Origin of the sequence: uncultured Sulfitobacter sp. (assembly GCF_947497275.1) — a bacterium.
GTDB lineage: Bacteria > Pseudomonadota > Alphaproteobacteria > Rhodobacterales > Rhodobacteraceae > Sulfitobacter.
Genome location: NZ_CANMFS010000010.1, coordinates 51,306 through 67,822 on the forward strand (window position 1 = coordinate 51,306; position 16,517 = coordinate 67,822).

Consider the following 16,517-nt stretch of genomic DNA (forward strand, 5'->3'; position numbering starts at 1 on the left):
AGCCGATAGGACTTGACCTTCCATCTGCTGGAATCACTATTTTCTCTTCCATTGTAGTTTTGAAAGGTTAGGCAATGGATCAGATAAGAAACAAGGATGCGTCAGAGCGGTCATCGAAACAGGCCAAGGATCCGGTTTGCGGCATGTCCGTCACTATTTCGCCAGAGGCCTGTCAGGCGGATTATGAAGGTGACACTTTCTATTTCTGCTCCGACAAGTGCCAGACCAAGTTCAAGACCGATCCAGTCTACTACGCCTCTGGCAAGGCATCGGATCGTAGCATGACGTCCCAGGCAGGCGCGCAGTATACATGCCCGATGCACCCCGAAATCGTTCGTGACGAACCCGGACCTTGCCCGATCTGTGGCATGGCGCTTGAACCGATGCTTCCTTCGGACGAACCCAGCGAAGAGTTGACCGACTTCACCCGCCGGATGTGGATCAGTGCCGCCGCGGCCGTTCCCTTGGTCATCCTGACCATGGGTGAGCTGGTCGGTCTGCCTGTCCGGGACTGGATCGGGCATCAGCTGGCGACCTATATCGAGTTCGTGCTGGCGACACCAATCGTGCTGTGGGCGGCAAAGCCGTTCTTCGAGCGGGGATGGGCTTCGATCGTGAACCGTTCGCCCAACATGTGGACGCTGATCGCCATCGGTGTCGGTGCGGCCTACATCTATTCACTGGTCGCCACGTTCCTTCCAAGCGTGTTTCCGGAGGTTTACCGGATGGGCGCGGGTGTCGGCACCTACTTTGAGGCCGCGGTGGTCATCATTACGCTGATCTTTGTCGGGCAGGTTCTGGAATTGCGGGCGCGGGAACGGACCGGCGATGCCATTCGGGCGCTGCTCGATCTGGCCCCAAAAACGGCACGACGTATCCTGCCTGACGGCACGGAATATGACGCGCCGCTGGAAAACATCGTCGAAGGCGATCGTCTGCGGGTGCGTCCCGGCGACGCGATCCCCGTCGACGCCACGGTCATCGACGGCACGTCCTCCATCGACGAGAGCATGATCACCGGCGAACCGCTGCCGGCTGAAAAAGGTCCCGGCGATAACGTCACTGGCGGCACCATCAACAAGAATGGTTCTCTCGTCATTGAGGCTGCGCGCGTGGGTGCCGATACGATGCTGAGCCAGATCGTCGAGATGGTTTCGAACGCGCGTAGGTCCCGCGCGCCGATTCAGGGTCTTGCAGACAAGGTCGCATCCTATTTCGTGCCAACCGTTGTCCTGGTCGCGTTGCTCGCGTTCGTCGCTTGGCTGAGTTTCGGGCCCGAACCAGCGTTGGTCTTTGCCATCGCCTCGGCGGTATCGGTGCTGATCATCGCCTGCCCCTGCGCTCTCGGTCTGGCGACCCCGATTTCGATCACGACGGCCGCAGGGCGCGGTGCACAGGCGGGTGTGCTGATCAAGGACGCCGAAGCTCTGGAACGCATGGCGAAGGTCGATACGCTGATCGTGGACAAGACCGGCACCCTGACCGAGGGGAAGCCGAAGCTGACCGATGTGGCCACTCTGGGCGACGAGAACGAGGAGACCATTCTGACCTTCGCGGCCGCCCTGGAAAAAGGCTCGGAGCACCCGCTGGCAGAGGCCATTGTCGAAGGCGCGAAGCAAAAGGGCATCAAGGTCGGCAATGCCGAAAACTTCGAGGCGGTGACCGGAAAAGGCGTGAGCGGGACCGTCTCGGGCCGGACAGTCGCGCTCGGCAACACCGCAATGATGCGCGACATGTCCCTCGATACCTCTGCGGCGGAGGAAACAGCAGATGCCCTGCGCGCCGACGGCAAGACTGCGATGTTCGTGGCCATAGACGGAAAACTGTCCGGTATTGTCGCCGTCGCCGACCCGATCAAGGAAACGACGGCCGCGGCAATCAAAGAACTGCACGAGGCTGGCCTGCGGATCATCATGGCGACAGGAGACAATGAACGCACGGCCAAGGCCGTCGCGCAGCGCCTTGGTATCGACGAGGTGCGGGCCGGCGTTCTGCCGGAAGATAAGAAGGCGCTGGTGGACGAGCTGCATGCCGAAGGCCGCAAGGTCGCGATGGCGGGCGATGGTGTTAACGACGCACCAGCCCTGGCCGCAGCGGATGTTGGCCTGGCCATGGGCACGGGCGCGGATGTAGCGGTAGAAAGTGCGGGCATCACGCTGTTGCGCGGTGATCTGAACGGTATCGTCAAAGCGCGGACACTGGCAGTGGCGACGATCCGCAATATCCGCCAGAACCTGTTTTGGGCCTTTGCCTACAACACGCTCGGTGTGCCCTTGGCTGCGGGAGTGCTCTACCCGGTTTTCGGCCTGTTAATGTCGCCCATGTTCGCTGCAGCCGCCATGAGCCTCTCGTCGGTCTCGGTCATCGCGAACGCGCTCAGACTACGGCGATTGAAACTTTAGGCGATCTGCGCCTGAAACGTGGAGACGATCAATATTTCTGCTTCAGCAAAACGTGTATTGCTGATTTTCGAAAACTCCAGCATAGACCGTTGCATGTTACTCAAAACGCGCCTTTTTCTGGTTGCTCTGTTGGTTGGCGCTGTTCTGGCGCAAACCAGTCTTGCGTCCATTTCAAGCGTGGACCCTGCGCCTGCAATGGCCATGCAGAGCGATTGCTGCCCGGATGATTGTCCGGACATGCCGGAATGCAATGCCGCTTGCATTTCCACGATGCAATGTCGGGTAGCTCCGATTGTTCCGGGGCAGGAACGAGCGGCGCTAACGAGCCTCGCGGGCTCCGGGCGTGCTACTTTTTTTTGGGCTGATGCGACCGCAAACCGACGACACGCGGTCGGTGCGCTGCAAAGACCGCCCAAGGCTTGACGGATCGGGTGCCTGTCGCACCAGAAAATCCACGCGCCGAAGTAACGTTTTGACCGGAAAAAGGTCAACCTGATTGCTGGCGTTCCAATTGCCCGTCAATACAGGCGTATCATGCCCCGTTATTTCCCCAGCATTCTTGCGGCCCTCGTGGTCGCGACGCAGCTTTCCGTGCCGATGGCTCACGCGGCTGCATCAGATTTCAACCTCGTTCTTGTCGAAACGACTTATCCCTTCGGCGATGGTGCGGTTATAGAACTTCGTTTCATCGATACCCGCACCAATGCGCCCGTCGAAGGTGCCGTCATCTTTGCCACAAGGCTGGATATGGAGCCCGACGGCATGGAGACGATGACTTCACCGGTCCTTGCGTTACCCGGCGAAGAGCCCGGTCTCTATCGCTTTTCCGCCGATCTGACGATGGACGGAAACTGGCGCTTCTCAGTTGCGGCCAAGGTGCAGGGCGAGGTGGAAACCGTTCAGGCGCAGATCGTGATCGAGGTACAGCCATGAGCATATGTGGCAAACTCGTGCTGATCGGAGTGGTTGGCGGTGTGGCTGGATGGGCGGGCCTTGCGGCGGGCGGAAAGGGCTGGACGCCCGCTATGCTGACGGATGCGGTGCAGGTGCAAATCACCGCATTGATGGGACGCGAAGCTGAAGCAATGCCAGCCGCACCCCGAAAGGCGACAGGCCCGATCATTTATTATCGACACCCTGACGGTCTTGCCGAATGGTCCGCCGCACCGACTGACACCGCCGATGGCAGGGGGTTTTTGCCGGTTCTGGCGAGCGAAGACGTATCGTTTGATCCAGAGTCGGTTACCCCCCCAGATGCAGATGGTGGCGAACGAACCGTTCTCTACTACCGCCACCCGATGGGCCTGCCCGATACCTCGCCGGTGCCAAAGCTGGATTCCATGGGGATGGACTATCTTCCCGTCTATGCAGGCGAGGCAAACGATGCCGGATCGGTGAATGTGTCACCGGGCAAACTACAGCGCACCGGCGTACGTACGTCACTCGCGGTGCTTCAACCTATGGCAACGATGGTGCGTGCGCCGGGGATCGTCGCGCTGGATGATCGTCGTGTCAGTGTCATCTCATTGCGTGCGGATGCGTTCATTGAAGAAGTCGAGGATGTAACGACCGGATCAATCGTTGAAGCGGGCGAACCGCTGGCGATGCTCTATTCCCCGGAGGTCGTCGCTGCTGCAGCGCAGTATGTTTCCGACCTGCGAAACGGTGAAGGGCGCGTCGAAGGCAGCCGCCAAAGGTTGGCAAATTTGGGCGTCCCAACAGCCGTCATCGACAAGATCTCCGCGGACAGGCGTACGCCGGTGCAAATCACCCTGATGGCACCGCGGTCAGGCGTCGTGCTCGAACGGATGGCCATCGAAGGCATGATGTCAGAGGCTGGAGAAACGCTTTTTCGCATTGCCGATACCTCGGTCGTCTGGGTTATGGCGGACGTGCCGGAGTCTGCGCTTGCGGGACTTTCGGATGGAAACGTTGCGACGATCACCTTCCCGGGCCTGCCGGGCGAGATCTTCAGCGGCCTGGTCGACAAGATCTATCCCGAGGTCGATATGCAGACCCGGACGGCCCGCATCCGCATCGATCTGTCCAACCCCGAGGGTCGCTTGCTGGTCAACATGTTCGCTGATGTGGCTTTGGCGACGGGCGACGGTGCGCCCGTAGTGCAAGTGCCGGAAACAGCAGTAATCGATACCGGCGACCGTCAGGTGGTGATCCGGGATATGGGAGAGGGCAAATTCGCACCGCAGGATGTGGTGCTGGGGCGGCAGGCAGCCGGGATGGTGGAAGTTCGCGAAGGTATTGCCGAGGGCGACCGGATCGTCACCACCTCGACCTTTCTGATCGACGCGGAGAGCAACCTGAACGCAGCCCTCGCCGCACTGGTCGCCCCGGAAGCCGCAGAATGATCGCCCGTATCATCGAATGGTCCGCCCGCAACCTTGTTCTGGTTTTCTTTGCCACGGCCTTGATCATCGCCGCCGGCGTCTGGTCCCTGCGGACCCTGCCAATTGACGCCATTCCCGACCTGTCGGATGTGCAGGTGATCGTGCTGACAGATTATCCGGGCCAGGCCCCGCAGGTGGTCGAGAATCAGGTCACTTATCCACTGACCTCGGCCATGCTTACGGTGCCGCGATCCCGCGTGGTGCGGGGCTTTTCGTTCTTCGGCATTTCCTTTGTCTACATCATCTTCGAGGATGGCGTAGACCCATACTGGGCCCGCAGCCGGGTGCTGGAATACCTCAACGCCGCCGCCGCCCGCCTGCCCGACGGGGTGACGCCCACGCTTGGTCCGGATGCCACAGGGGTTGGCTGGGTCTATCAGTATGCGATCACCGGCGAGAACCTGAGCCTTGCCGAATTGCGGTCCTTGCAGGATTGGGTGGTGCGTTTCGGGGCCAGCCGTGCCGAGGGCGTGTCTGAGGTTGCCAGTGTCGGTGGCTTCGTCAAGCAATATTCGGTCACGGTGGATCCGGTGCGGATGCGCGCGCAGGGGATCACGCTGTCCGATATCGGCAAAGCAATCTCTGAGAGCAACATGGACACAGGCGGGCGCACGGTGGAGCTGTCCGAGTTCGAATTCATGGTGCGCGGACGTGGCTATCTGTCGGGAACCGAGGATATCGGCAACATCACCCTGCGTAGTATCGGCGGCGTCCCGATCAGCTTGCGCGATGTAGCGCGGGTCGAAATCGTCCCCAATGAACGCCGTGGCATTGCCGAGCTGAACGGTGAGGGCGAGGTGGCAAGCGGCATCGTGCTGCAACGGGTCGGTGCAAATGCGCTGGATGTGATCGAAAACGCCAAGGCGGAACTGGACGTGGTGGCTCAAAGCCTGCCGGACGGGGTGGAAATCGTGCCGGTCTATGACAGGTCAGACCTGATCCTGTCGGCGATCGAGACGCTGAAAACAACGCTGCTGGAAGAAAGCCTCGTTGTGGCGGGGGTCACGATCATTTTTCTGTTGCACGTCCGGTCTGCCCTCGTAGCGATCATCATGCTGCCTGTCGGATTGCTAATGGCCTTTACGGCAATGAAATTCCTCGGGATCGGGGCCAACATCATGAGCCTCGGTGGAATCGCCATCGCCATCGGTGCTATGATAGACGCGGCCATTGTGATGATCGAAAATGCGCACAAGCACCTCGAACGGGCCGCCCCTGACAAGCCCCGCATTGAGGTGCTGATCGATGCCGCAAGTGAGGTCGGACCGGCGTTGTTCTTCAGCCTTCTGATCATCACCGTCTCGTTCCTGCCGATCTTTTCACTGGAAGGACAGGAGGGACGCATGTTCGGCCCGCTCGCCTACACCAAGACCTTCTCGATGGCGGCAGCGGCGTTCCTGTCGGTGACACTGGTGCCTGCGCTGATGGTGGTGTTTGTGCGCGGGCGGATCATCCCGGAACACAGAAATCCGGTCAACCGGGCCTTGATCGCGGTTTACCGGCCGATCATTCGGGGTGTTCTGAAAGCCAAAAGCCTGACGATCATCGTGGCGCTCGTCGCATTGGTGGTCACCGTCTGGCCGGCGCGCCAACTCGGGTCTGAATTCATGCCAGTGCTGAATGAAGGGACCCTGATGTATATGCCGACCACCCTGCCGGGGTTATCCATCACAAAAGCTGCCGAACTGATGCAGACCCAGGACCGCATCATCAAGACTTTCCCCGAGGTGCTCTCGGTATTCGGCAAGGCAGGCCGCGCGCTGACGGCCACTGATCCCGCGCCGACCGAGATGTTCGAGACGATCATCCAGCTCCGCCCGGAAAACGAATGGCGACCCGGTGTCACCACCGAAAGCCTGCGGCAGGAAATGGACGCAGCCCTGCAATTTCCCGGTGTGTCGAACGCCTGGACCATGCCGATCCGGGCCCGCATCGACATGCTGTCCACCGGCATACGCACGCCTGTCGGGATCAAAGTTTATGGAACCAGCCTGACCGAGATGGAAAAGGTTGCCCGTGAAGTAGAAGTCGTCGTGCGCACGGTGCCGGGAACGACCAGTGCCTATGCCGAACGGGTGATCGGCGGTTATTACCTCGACATTACGCCGGACCGTACGGCGCTTGGCCGCTACGGACTGTCGGTTCAGGATGTGCAGGAGGTGATCGGCATGGCACTGGGGGCCAAGTCGATCACGCAGACCGTCGAGGGCCGCGAGCGCTACGACGTCGCCGTGCGCTATCCAGCGACACTGAGGTCCGATCCGGAGGCCATCGGGCGCGAGGTCCAGGTGGCACTGCCGGGCGGCGGCACCATTCCGCTGGGGGACGTGGCCACGATTGAACGCACCCGCGGAGCCACGTCGATCCGCACCGAAAACGGACAGCTTGCAGTCTATATCTTCGTCGACATCGTCGGCCGCGATCTGGGCGGCTACGTGGCCGAAGCTCAGGCGGCGGTCGCGGCCTCCGTCACCCTGCCACCCGGCTATTCATTGGGCTGGAGCGGGCAGTTCGAATACCTTGAACGTGCAAAACAGCGGCTGGCCACTGTTGTGCCGCTGACGCTGGCGCTGATCTTTTTGCTTCTTTACCTCAACTTCCGCCGCCTGACGGAAACCTTGATCGTGATGCTGTCGCTACCCTTCGCTCTGGTCGGTGGCATTTGGCTCATGTGGTTCATGGGCTTCAATATGTCGGTTGCAGTGGCCGTCGGGTTTATCGCACTGGCCGGGGTGGCGGCTGAAACTGGGGTGATCATGTTGATCTATCTCGATCAGGCATTGAACGAAGCGCGTGACCGCGCGGACGGCCGGGACCTGACCCGCGACGAGCTCTACGCTGCGATCATGGTGGGTGCAGTAGACCGCGTTCGCCCCAAGATGATGACAGTTGTCGCAATCATGGCCGGCCTGATGCCAATCCTTTGGGCGCATGGGACAGGGTCCGAGATCATGCAGCGCATCGCCGTCCCAATGATCGGCGGGATGGTGTCGTCAACTTTGTTGACCCTGATCGTCATTCCGGCAGTTTATGCCATCATCAAAGGTTGGAGCCTAAAGAACGCCGGTACGGTGCCTGGTTGGGCACTTGGGCAAGTCGCAGAATAAGGGCAACGGCATCAAGGAAGCATTGGGATATCGAAATGAATGCTTCAAATCTATGACGTCACAGCGACTTCAACGACGCGGATTGTGGTATTGCCGTCCGCGCCGCTGGTCGGTTGCGTCCAAGCTACAAACGCCCCGGTTGCCCCACGCACCATCCTCGGAAAACCGACCGATCCGCCGCCTCGATTGATGTGGAGCGCCTGAAGCGTGACACATCCGACATCTGGCGTTACGTGGCACATGACGATCGCTTCACCGCCTCCCACATATTCAATCCAGAGCGCCAACGCGCTGCCATCTGCAAGTTGCAGAATATCCACCCGACCCGCGGCTGCGCCGAGGTCAATGCGGAGCGGTTCGTCGAACTGCGCACCGCCATCGTCCGAGAAGGCAATATGAACCTTCGGCTCGTTCTCGGCTGCAGTAAACCAGATAACGGAAACCTTGTCGTCCATCGTATCAATGGCCGGGCCATTGACGGGACATCCGGCGATCTCCCATCCGTCGTTATGAATCGGGGCGGGCTGCGTCCATTCCCCGTTGGTCTGGCGCAGAACCGATATGTCGCGGATTTCATCTGCGGTTCGGTCACGATAGACGGCCACTATGTCGCCCGAGCCTGTCCGCGCTGCGGACGTCTGACAACACGTACAGGTGCGCACATCCAACAAGCTTTCTGCACTCATCGTCCCGTCGGAGTTGATCTGCCGCGCGCGCAACTGCATCGCATTCTCGAAGCTCTCGCCTTCTGTCTGGCTGTCATACTCGCGGCCATCCAGCCACAAAGCCGTCAATCCGCCGAACTGGTCGGGAACTAACGAAACAAAACCATGCTCGCGTTGAGATCTGTCATCGTGAGGAACAAGCGGGTCCGTCCAGCTTCTGCCTTCATCTTTGGAAAAAGCGATATTGACGTCGTATTGGTAATCGCCCGGTCCATTCAGCTCTAGCCATTGTGCCGCCAGACCACCGCCAGCAAGCGCCACTACCGAAGGGAAGTCGGCCCAGTTGATGTAAGTCTTTGACGATTTATGAATTGTCCGAGCATCAGACCACTCATTGCGATCAAGGATGGCCATGCGAACTTCCGCTTCGGCTCCTTTTTCTTCTGTCCAACTCAGTAAAACCCTGCCATCCGGCAAAGGTGCGAGTGACGGTTCGCGAGCATTGATGCCAACCGGTGATCCGCGGTCGGTCAATCTGAATAGTCCGGTTTCCTCCGCGTATGATGCGGTGGGCGAAACGAACATTGCACCAAGGATCAAAGTCGATGCAGCAAGACATTTACTCATGAACAGAATTTTTCCTACCAGTCATTGCTTTTCTGTAGCGAACCGAATGCTAATTGGCCGTGACCCAACTGCCCTTCTTTTGTCCGTCGAAACTGCCTAGTTTATTCCGTTGGCTCGCTGCAAAGCTCGAATGTAAGCCACGATAGCAAGGATATCTGATCGCGTCACGCCTTCAACCGCTGGCATGTTGCCAAATTTCCAGTGGTGCGCCCGAACTCCATTCTGTGCTGCAAGGACGAACGCCATGTCGCCGTGGTGGCTGGGTTCATAAATCTTGTGAACAAGCGGAGGAGCGACGCCATCTTGGCCCTGCGCGTTAAGGCCGTGGCAAGCGGCACAGACCGCATCATATGCGCTTGCGCCTATTTTCTCCTGCTCTGTGAGACTGGCTGGTAGCTTTACAAAAGCAAGTGCACCTGCGGGAAGCACAAAGCCCTCATTTGTCTGGGTATCTGTTTGAGAGTAGGTCGGTTGCATGATGTACCATCCTGCTGCAGCAACCGCGACCAGAACAAAAAATATCGCTGTCCACTTCATACCATCAAACTCCTTCATGATGTTGCGATGGCCCCCTGCCCTTTTACAGACGAAGCCAGGTATCTCAGAGGGTGTTGCTCGAATTGGCCGCCCTCGTTCGGCACGGTGTTGTTTGCCTGAGCCATTGCGGATTTCTGGATCGATTTGTTGAAAAAGGCAGTGATCTCCTGGTACCGGATCCGCGTGTCTTCCAACGTCTGATAGTAGTTGAAAAGCTCTTTCAGCGGGGCGGAGAAGTCCTTGTGCGCGGCAAGGACAGCCACCAGCGCGCCGAGTGTGATCCGACCTTCGATGACAAAGTACCCACCCAATGAATAAAACAGAAATGGTGTCAGCGAGGTAAGAAAATTGTTGAGCGCCTTGATGAAGAACTTCAGACGGAAAATCTTCCTGCGGACGTGCTCAAGTTCGCGGAAACTTGCACTAGCGGGAAGCAGCCCGGCTGGACTGGCTTGGCGTTCGCGCAATTGGTCGCTGAGCTGTCTGCCGAGCTGTCGGACCTCCTTGATCCTTGTGCGTGAAAGGACGTTGACACGCCGCTGTAGCTTGGGCAGCAGCACGAGCTGGATTGGCAGCACGCTCAGTGCGGCGGCACCCAACACAGGGTCCTGAACGAACATGAAAAACAGGATCGTCAAAAGCGTACCGCCTTGAAGGATTGGCAGCGTAAGGACATCTGCCGCGAAACCCCCTATGGGCTCAACTTCCTGTGCGAGGATTGGAACAATTTCGCTCTGGTTTCGGCAGTCTGGGTCGCCGCGCCATTGCCGATAGACCAGCAGGCGGAAGCGCCTCAGGAAGCGCTCAGCGACATACCCTTTGAAGACATTAAGTCCGTATTTGTTAAGCCCATTGAGGATGATCGCGAGAAGGTAGAGACCGCAAAGAAACAACAGAAAAACGACCTGATCGACGTCTCGTCCCAATAAGGCAACGGGAAAACGATCCGAGTCCAAAGCGTTGTTTACGATCTGCTTTGGCAGTTCGAGAGTCAGATAGAGAATTGGCATCGCGATGAGGCTGAGCACAATCATCAATGCCTGCTGCCTTCTGGAGTAGCGCAAGACGGTGCTTAAAAGACTCCCTTCAAGCCCCCGTATGGGTTCAGGGTAAATCGTAGGGGTGTGACGACGCTTCCAAAGCTTCAGAATGCCGCGAATAGCAAGATATGAGCCGACACTGATCAGCAGCGCGGGGGCCAAGACCAGTATGAGATGAATGAACGGATGCACCCAGTCTGGAGTGGCATCGTTGTAGTCGTACCCAAAGGCGGCAGCTACGTCGTGTACAAGCAGGTGATACCTGTCCAAGAGTGACATTGAAAAGTCTAACCCTTGGATTTCGGCGCAAGGTGATCGTGCACGATGATGACGCCCCACATGCCCGCCTCCCGGTGGCCGGGGATCAAGCATACGAACTCCAGGTTGGTCATATCGGAGAACTCCCAAGTTAACTCGGCATTTTGTCCACTTGGGATTGAGACTGAGTTGGCGCTGTCATGTTGCATATCGGGATGTTCGCGCATCCACTGCTGGTGTTCAGCGACCTCATCAAAGGAGCCGAGAAAGAACTCATGATCCAATGCGCCAGCATTGCTGATCGCAAACCGGACAACCGATCCCCTTTCGATCTGGATCGCGTCCGGCTCGAAAAGCATGTAACCGCTTTCTGTCTCCCTTATGAACACTTCGATCATTCTGTCGATTGAGGAGCCATCACTGGGTTTCCCGATCGGATCATGGCCAGGCACTTCGAAGGTCCGTGCATGAGGCTGCTGGCCTCTGCCACTGGAAGCGTCCACTGAAAAAGCCGGAAAGAAGAGCGCAACAGCGATGGTGGATATTCTTAGGAAATTGATCATGCTCGGCTACCTCCGCAGCGCTTGTTTTTTTGGGATATTCTTGCTTGCCTGGGCCAGGCCGCAGGCGAAGGGGCCGGAGCTCTCCCCGGCCCCACCGTTCTTCACTTCATCTGCGTGACGGTGAGCTTGCCCTTCACCCGGTCGGCAACAAACTCGATGTCCTGACCTTCCGCCATCTTGGCCACCATCGCCTCATCCGCGCGGAACACCATGGTCATCGCGGGCATATCGAGGTTGACCAGAGGGCCGTGGACGATTGTGACCTTGCCGGCCTTGGCGTCGATTTTCTTGATGGTCCCGCTCGTGTATTCCACGTCAGCCTGAGCCATCTGCTCACCGACGGCGACCTCACGGTGCATGCCCGATTCGTAGTGGCCGGGGATCAAGCAAGCGGCTTCGAAAGTACCGGCATTCGCGAATGTCCAGACAACTTCGCCCGAAGCGCCTGCATCGAGGCGGATACGGTTCGGGTCGTCGTGTTCCATGTCCATCTTGGCCATTTCGATCTTATGCTCGGCGTTGCGTTCGACCGTGTCGAGGACGAATTCATGCTCCAGCTCACCCTTGTTGGTGATGTTGAAGCGGATGGTTTCGCCCTCCTTGATCGTCATCGGCTCACTCTCGATCAGCATCTGGCCTTCATCGTTTTCGAGCAAAGTGACATCAATTGTGCGGTCCACCTTGGCAGCATCACCTGGCATGCCGATCATCATTGCGGCTGGCTTGGCCTCACCGTGCCCGCCATCATGTGCGCCTGCGGCAAATGCTGGTGCCGAAAGCGCCAATGCGAAGGTTGTCGTCAGAAGTATATTTTTCATTTCTTTGTCCTGTAGGTTGGTTTGGTTGGTTGAAACGAAGGGCCTCTCAGCCCTTCGAGGTTGGTTTCGGTGTGAGAATGGTCTTGGGGCTGTTGTTGGAGGCAAATTCGGGCAACTCGCCTGTCCATTCGTAGGCCATCTCGCCCGGAGGGTTCTCGTACCAGCCGGGATCGGAGTAATCGTCCGCGTCGATGCCGTCCCGCACCTTTACGACCGAAAACATGCCACCCATCTCTATCGGTCCGTAAGGACCCCAGCCCGTCATCATCGGGATGGTATTGTCAGGCAGCGGCATTTCCATCTTTGCCATGTCCCCCATACCGGACATGCCCATGGGCATGTATTCCGGCTGGAACTGACGTATTTTCTGGGTCAGTGGCTTCTTGTTCACCCCGATGAACGTCGGCACGTCGTGGCCCATAGCATTCATGGTGTGGTGAGACTTGTGGCAATGGATTGCCCAATCGCCCAGGTGATCGGCGACAAATTCATAGGCGCGCATTGCGCCCACGGGGATGTCGATGCTGACCTCCGGCCACTGTGCCTCGGGTGGTACCCAGCCGCCGTCCGTGCAGGTGACCTTGAAGTCATAGCCATGCATGTGGATCGGGTGGTTTGTCATCGTGAGGTTCCCAACCCGCACACGCACCTTGTCGCCCTTGTTGACCACCAGTGGGTCGATGTCGGGAAAGATCCTGCTGTTCCAGGTCCACAGGTTGAAATCCGTCATGGTCATGATGCGCGGTACATATGTGCCGGGATCGATGTCGAAGGCATTCAGCATGATCAGGAAATCACGATCCACAGGCATGAATGTGGGATCCTTGGGGTGGACCACGAACATGCCCATCATCCCCATCGCCATCTGGGCCATTTCATCGCCGTGGGGGTGGTACATGAACGTACCGGACTTCACCAAATCGAATTCGTAGATGAACGTTTTCCCCGGCGGAATGCTGGGATGGCTCAATCCGGAGACCCCATCCATGCCCGAGGGGAGAATGAGCCCGTGCCAGTGGACCGTCGTGCCTTCGGGTAATTTATTGGTGACGTAGATCCGGACCCGGTCGCCTTCGACCGCTTCGATCGTTGGACCCGTTGACTGGCCGTTATAGCCCCACAAATGCGCGATCATGCCGTCGGCAAGTTCGCGTTCTACCGGTTCGGCCACGAGATGAAATTCCTTCACCCCGTTGTTCATCCGGTGCGGCAGGGTCCACCCATTCAACGTGACGACAGGCGTGTAGTCCGGCCCGGAATTGGGACGCGCCGTGATAGCCGTTGCCGCACTGTCCATCTGCGCGGCTTCCGGCAACCCCATATTCAGGGTTTGACCCCAGGCTTTTGAACTAACCAGCGTTGCACCTGCAGCGCCGGCTCCGAGTAATTGACGTCTGTTTAACATGTCATTTCCTTTCAGTGTCCTGCGCCGCCACCGGCGGCAAGTGTTGCGCCCTCTCCACCAGCACCACCACCGCCGCCTTCACCGCCATAGATCGCAGCGGTCAGGTCAGCTTGTGCCATGTAAAATTCGCGTTTCGCATTTGCCGCTTCCAGTGATGCGCCAAGTTTCTCGCGCACGTCTGTCAGCAGCTCGAATGTGTTGGTGATCATGCCGTTATAAGACAGCAGCCCCTCTTCTTCGACGGTCGTGCGTAGCGGTACCAGAATGTCGCGATAATGCCGGGCGATCTTGTATGCAGCATGATAAGAGGCTTCAGCACCTCGCGCTTCGGACCGCACATTGACGGCCTTCTCCGCAAGCACGTTGGCCGCTTGTAGGTAAGACAACTCCGCCTTGCGCATCCGGGCCTTGCCGGTGTCGTAGATCGGGATTGCGAACTCTACTTCCACCTGAGGGGTGGTTACTGTCTTCGTTTCTCCGTCCTCAATTTCCCGCTCCGCCTCGAATCCAGCGATGAATTCGAGATCACTGACGATACGGGTCTGATCAGTCAGACCGAACGCCTTGGCCTGCGCTTCCAAGCCGAGTTTTGCAACACGCAGATCAACCCTGTTTCGGAGCGCCTTCGCCTCGATGTCAGTCACACGGCCGACGGAACGCGGCAGCGCAGGAAGGGCATCGGGCACATAATAATCGACTTCGGTGCCCCACAGCCCCATGAGCCTCGTCAGCTGCTCTTTGGACCGAGTAGCATTCAAGCGTGCCTGAGCAAGCTGTCCGGCGAGTTCGGCATTGAACGCTTGTTCGCGGGCCTGCCCAGCTTTGTTAAGTGCGCCGGTCTCGCCCAACCTCATCGCCAGTTCCGAGCCGGCGTCAGAGGTCGCTTTCGCACGGCTCAGATAGCTCACAGCCTCGAAGGCGGCTACGGCATCGACCCATGCCTTTCGCGTCTGATTGGCCAGTGCGAGTGTGTCGTCCACGGCGCTAAGCTGAGCTTGCCGGAAGGTTGCGTCAGCAATGGCCATACGTTGTTTGCGAGTGGTCGCATCGAGTATGTTCGACCGGATAAGGCCCTCGATCGCCCTGTAGGCACCGAGCTCGGGTGCACCGATACCCAAGACACCGATCGCGACGATCGGATTTTCCGGGGTCGATTGCTGCCAGGCCTCGGCAGCGGACAGGCCGACGTTTGCGTAGGAAGCTTGCAGCCCCTTATTGTTCAGAAGGGCGACCTGAACGGCGGTGTCCGCCGATATGGTCTTGCGGTGCACCATCGCATGCACCTGCTTTTTCAAAGCCTCGTTCTCAGCCTGCGTTTCGGCAAAGGCCGTCCGTTTGCCGATGGCCGGTGTGACCTGGTTGGAAATGTTGGCGAAGCCGGCTTTCGGTTCCGTGTAGATGCCCGGTACAGCGGTAGCGCAGGCACCCAAAATTAACGGGAAGCCAAATATCAATGGAAATTTCGATACCCGCATCAGTTGCCCTCCGTCTGCTCTTGATTGACGGAACGCCAATCACGGGGGCCGGTCGGACCACGATAGGTGTAGCCGGCCAATGGATCTTGATAGCTGATCGGAGACGAAACAGTCGCGTTGACGACAGCCTGTTGTGTCGCAACGGAGGGCAAGGGGGTAGGCTCATAGGCACATGCGCCAAGCGCGAGGGCCGAAGCCCCCATAATTAGATGGATTTTCATGAAGGTAACCTGATTGATGAACGCTGTCTCACGCAGGGTCTGCGCAAGGCTCACACCCGATTGGGGCGCCGTTTCAGATCAGTAATCGAGGGGGCCGCAGAAGCCCTGATGTTTCGACGGAATGCGTCTGACCGTCCAGAATGACATATTCCCTTGTACCAACCGGCTCTGCTCTGACCTTGGTATCTTCGAGGAATACGGCAGAAATACAGATGCCGTTGCAACATTCATCGGGCTGCTGCTTTTCGCCATCTTCGCCGGGCACTGCAATGACGATATCGCTTACGACCTTGTGGTTTGGTTGCGCGTGATGCGCATCACTTCCAGATTCATGCGCTTCAGCGACACCAACAGACTTGGCTTGATGCCCGTCATGCATACCAGACGCTGCATGAGCGGCAGATGGTGGTGAAAACACCAATGCTAACGCAAACGCAAAGCACGTAAACGCTTTCATCCAGCATGATATGAAAACTCGAAAGCTCATGCCCAAGATATCGGATACCGAAGCAATTCAGTCAATCCGTACTGCGCAGGAAGGTTTGTCGCTTTTTTGTGTAACAGGCGAGATACTGCCGTTGCCGTGAAAACTGGTACATATCAGAAACATATTCAAATCCAATGCCTCGCCGCGCTCAGAGAAGCGTTTCCGACGCGTCTTGTGCTACTGAACTTCAGCCAGTTTCTCAGAGCTATAGCCCGCATCGGTGATCGCTGCGGCCAATGCGCCTTCATTCAAGCTGCTGTCAACATCGACGATACGTGCAGTCAGATCGCACGAAACCGTCGCGGCTGGGTCGGCAGCCGTGATGGCCTTTTGGATGGAAGCGGAACAATGGCCGCAACTCATGTTTGGCACGCTGAATCTGATCATCGCAATCTCCTTTACCGACGTTGATGTAGGACGTTCCTACGCGGGAAGGTCAATGGGTCAAAACTTTTTCTGCATACCTGTTGACCTTCCAGTTACTGGAGGCACCATCTAGTTAACATC

At 58.1% G+C, this 16,517-nt stretch carries 15 protein-coding genes; 4 read left to right on the plus strand and 11 right to left on the minus strand.

Annotated features, from left to right (window positions below):
* The first annotated feature begins 74 nt into the window (after positions 1 to 74).
* Complete coding sequence (locus tag Q1A06_RS17385) at positions 75 to 2,402, plus strand: heavy metal translocating P-type ATPase (protein WP_299566613.1); 2,328 nt, start codon at positions 75 to 77, stop codon at positions 2,400 to 2,402.
* Here Q1A06_RS17385 and Q1A06_RS17390 read toward each other — a convergent pair.
* Positions 2,399 to 2,671: a hypothetical protein gene (locus Q1A06_RS17390; protein WP_299566615.1), complete on the minus strand. Its 273-nt coding sequence runs from the start codon at positions 2,669 to 2,671 to the stop codon at positions 2,399 to 2,401. The genes Q1A06_RS17385 and Q1A06_RS17390 overlap by 4 nt on opposite strands.
* A 265-nt stretch (positions 2,672 to 2,936) precedes the next feature.
* Between Q1A06_RS17390 and Q1A06_RS17395 the strand changes: the two genes are divergently transcribed.
* The 3 genes from Q1A06_RS17395 to Q1A06_RS17405 are packed head-to-tail and all read left to right on the plus strand — an operon-like array spanning position 2,937 to position 7,914.
* Positions 2,937 to 3,335, plus strand: coding sequence for a FixH family protein (locus Q1A06_RS17395; protein WP_299566617.1), 399 nt, complete (start codon positions 2,937 to 2,939; stop codon positions 3,333 to 3,335).
* Positions 3,332 to 4,768, plus strand: coding sequence for an efflux RND transporter periplasmic adaptor subunit (locus tag Q1A06_RS17400; RefSeq protein ID WP_299566619.1), 1,437 nt, complete (start codon positions 3,332 to 3,334; stop codon positions 4,766 to 4,768). The genes Q1A06_RS17395 and Q1A06_RS17400 overlap by 4 nt, the downstream gene beginning before the upstream one ends.
* Positions 4,765 to 7,914, plus strand: coding sequence for a CusA/CzcA family heavy metal efflux RND transporter (locus Q1A06_RS17405; protein ID WP_299566620.1), 3,150 nt, complete (start codon positions 4,765 to 4,767; stop codon positions 7,912 to 7,914). Before Q1A06_RS17400 ends, Q1A06_RS17405 begins: the two co-directional genes overlap by 4 nt.
* Positions 7,915 to 7,964: 50 nt before the next feature.
* Here the strand turns inward: Q1A06_RS17405 and Q1A06_RS17410 are convergent, their stop codons facing one another.
* From Q1A06_RS17410 to Q1A06_RS17455, 10 genes are all read right to left on the minus strand, one after another.
* A complete protein-coding gene (locus tag Q1A06_RS17410; protein WP_299566622.1) occupies positions 7,965 to 9,164 on the minus strand; it encodes a sialidase family protein in 1,200 nt (399 codons plus the stop codon).
* Positions 9,165 to 9,302: 138 nt separating this feature from the next.
* Positions 9,303 to 9,761, minus strand: coding sequence for a cytochrome c (locus Q1A06_RS17415; RefSeq protein ID WP_299566623.1), 459 nt, complete (start codon positions 9,759 to 9,761; stop codon positions 9,303 to 9,305).
* Entirely contained in the window at positions 9,758 to 11,062 is a 1,305-nt protein-coding gene (locus Q1A06_RS17420; RefSeq protein WP_299566625.1) for an ABC transporter transmembrane domain-containing protein, read from the minus strand. The genes Q1A06_RS17415 and Q1A06_RS17420 overlap by 4 nt, the downstream gene beginning before the upstream one ends.
* Positions 11,063 to 11,070: 8 nt before the next feature.
* Entirely contained in the window at positions 11,071 to 11,604 is a 534-nt protein-coding gene (locus Q1A06_RS17425; protein WP_299566628.1) for a plastocyanin/azurin family copper-binding protein, read from the minus strand.
* 101 nt (positions 11,605 to 11,705) lie between these two features.
* A complete protein-coding gene (locus tag Q1A06_RS17430; RefSeq protein WP_299566630.1) occupies positions 11,706 to 12,422 on the minus strand; it encodes a copper-binding protein in 717 nt (238 codons plus the stop codon).
* A 46-nt stretch (positions 12,423 to 12,468) separates the two neighbouring features.
* On the minus strand, positions 12,469 to 13,827 hold the full coding sequence (locus Q1A06_RS17435) for a copper oxidase (protein WP_299566632.1): 1,359 nt from the start codon (positions 13,825 to 13,827) through the stop codon (positions 12,469 to 12,471).
* A gap of 11 nt (positions 13,828 to 13,838) precedes the next feature.
* Positions 13,839 to 15,302 (minus strand): TolC family protein, encoded by a 1,464-nt coding sequence (locus tag Q1A06_RS17440; RefSeq protein ID WP_299566633.1) that lies wholly within the window; start codon positions 15,300 to 15,302, stop codon positions 13,839 to 13,841.
* A complete protein-coding gene (locus Q1A06_RS17445; RefSeq protein WP_299566635.1) occupies positions 15,302 to 15,523 on the minus strand; it encodes a hypothetical protein in 222 nt (73 codons plus the stop codon). The genes Q1A06_RS17440 and Q1A06_RS17445 overlap by 1 nt, the downstream gene beginning before the upstream one ends.
* A 73-nt stretch (positions 15,524 to 15,596) precedes the next feature.
* Positions 15,597 to 16,010, minus strand: coding sequence for a hypothetical protein (locus tag Q1A06_RS17450; RefSeq protein ID WP_299566637.1), 414 nt, complete (start codon positions 16,008 to 16,010; stop codon positions 15,597 to 15,599).
* A gap of 177 nt (positions 16,011 to 16,187) precedes the next feature.
* Positions 16,188 to 16,397 (minus strand): heavy-metal-associated domain-containing protein, encoded by a 210-nt coding sequence (locus Q1A06_RS17455; protein ID WP_299566639.1) that lies wholly within the window; start codon positions 16,395 to 16,397, stop codon positions 16,188 to 16,190.
* Between the last annotated feature and the right edge of the window lie 120 nt (positions 16,398 to 16,517).

Bases quoted from the DNA above. Each gene is read 5' to 3' on its own strand.
- Q1A06_RS17385 (WP_299566613.1), top strand. From the start codon at position 75: ATGGATCAGATAAGAAACAAGGATGCGTCAGAGCGGTCATCGAAACAG.
- Q1A06_RS17395 (WP_299566617.1), top strand. From the start codon at position 2,937: ATGCCCCGTTATTTCCCCAGCATTCTTGCGGCCCTCGTGGTCGCGACG.
- Q1A06_RS17400 (WP_299566619.1), top strand. From the start codon at position 3,332: ATGAGCATATGTGGCAAACTCGTGCTGATCGGAGTGGTTGGCGGTGTG.
- Q1A06_RS17405 (WP_299566620.1), top strand. From the start codon at position 4,765: ATGATCGCCCGTATCATCGAATGGTCCGCCCGCAACCTTGTTCTGGTT.
- Q1A06_RS17410 (WP_299566622.1), bottom strand. From the start codon at position 9,164: ATGTTCGTTTCGCCCACCGCATCATACGCGGAGGAAACCGGACTATTC.
- Q1A06_RS17415 (WP_299566623.1), bottom strand. From the start codon at position 9,761: ATGAAGGAGTTTGATGGTATGAAGTGGACAGCGATATTTTTTGTTCTG.
- Q1A06_RS17420 (WP_299566625.1), bottom strand. From the start codon at position 11,062: ATGTCACTCTTGGACAGGTATCACCTGCTTGTACACGACGTAGCTGCC.
- Q1A06_RS17425 (WP_299566628.1), bottom strand. From the start codon at position 11,604: ATGATCAATTTCCTAAGAATATCCACCATCGCTGTTGCGCTCTTCTTT.
- Q1A06_RS17430 (WP_299566630.1), bottom strand. From the start codon at position 12,422: ATGAAAAATATACTTCTGACGACAACCTTCGCATTGGCGCTTTCGGCA.
- Q1A06_RS17435 (WP_299566632.1), bottom strand. From the start codon at position 13,827: ATGTTAAACAGACGTCAATTACTCGGAGCCGGCGCTGCAGGTGCAACG.
- Q1A06_RS17440 (WP_299566633.1), bottom strand. From the start codon at position 15,302: ATGCGGGTATCGAAATTTCCATTGATATTTGGCTTCCCGTTAATTTTG.
- Q1A06_RS17445 (WP_299566635.1), bottom strand. From the start codon at position 15,523: ATGAAAATCCATCTAATTATGGGGGCTTCGGCCCTCGCGCTTGGCGCA.
- Q1A06_RS17450 (WP_299566637.1), bottom strand. From the start codon at position 16,010: ATGAGCTTTCGAGTTTTCATATCATGCTGGATGAAAGCGTTTACGTGC.
- Q1A06_RS17455 (WP_299566639.1), bottom strand. From the start codon at position 16,397: ATGATCAGATTCAGCGTGCCAAACATGAGTTGCGGCCATTGTTCCGCT.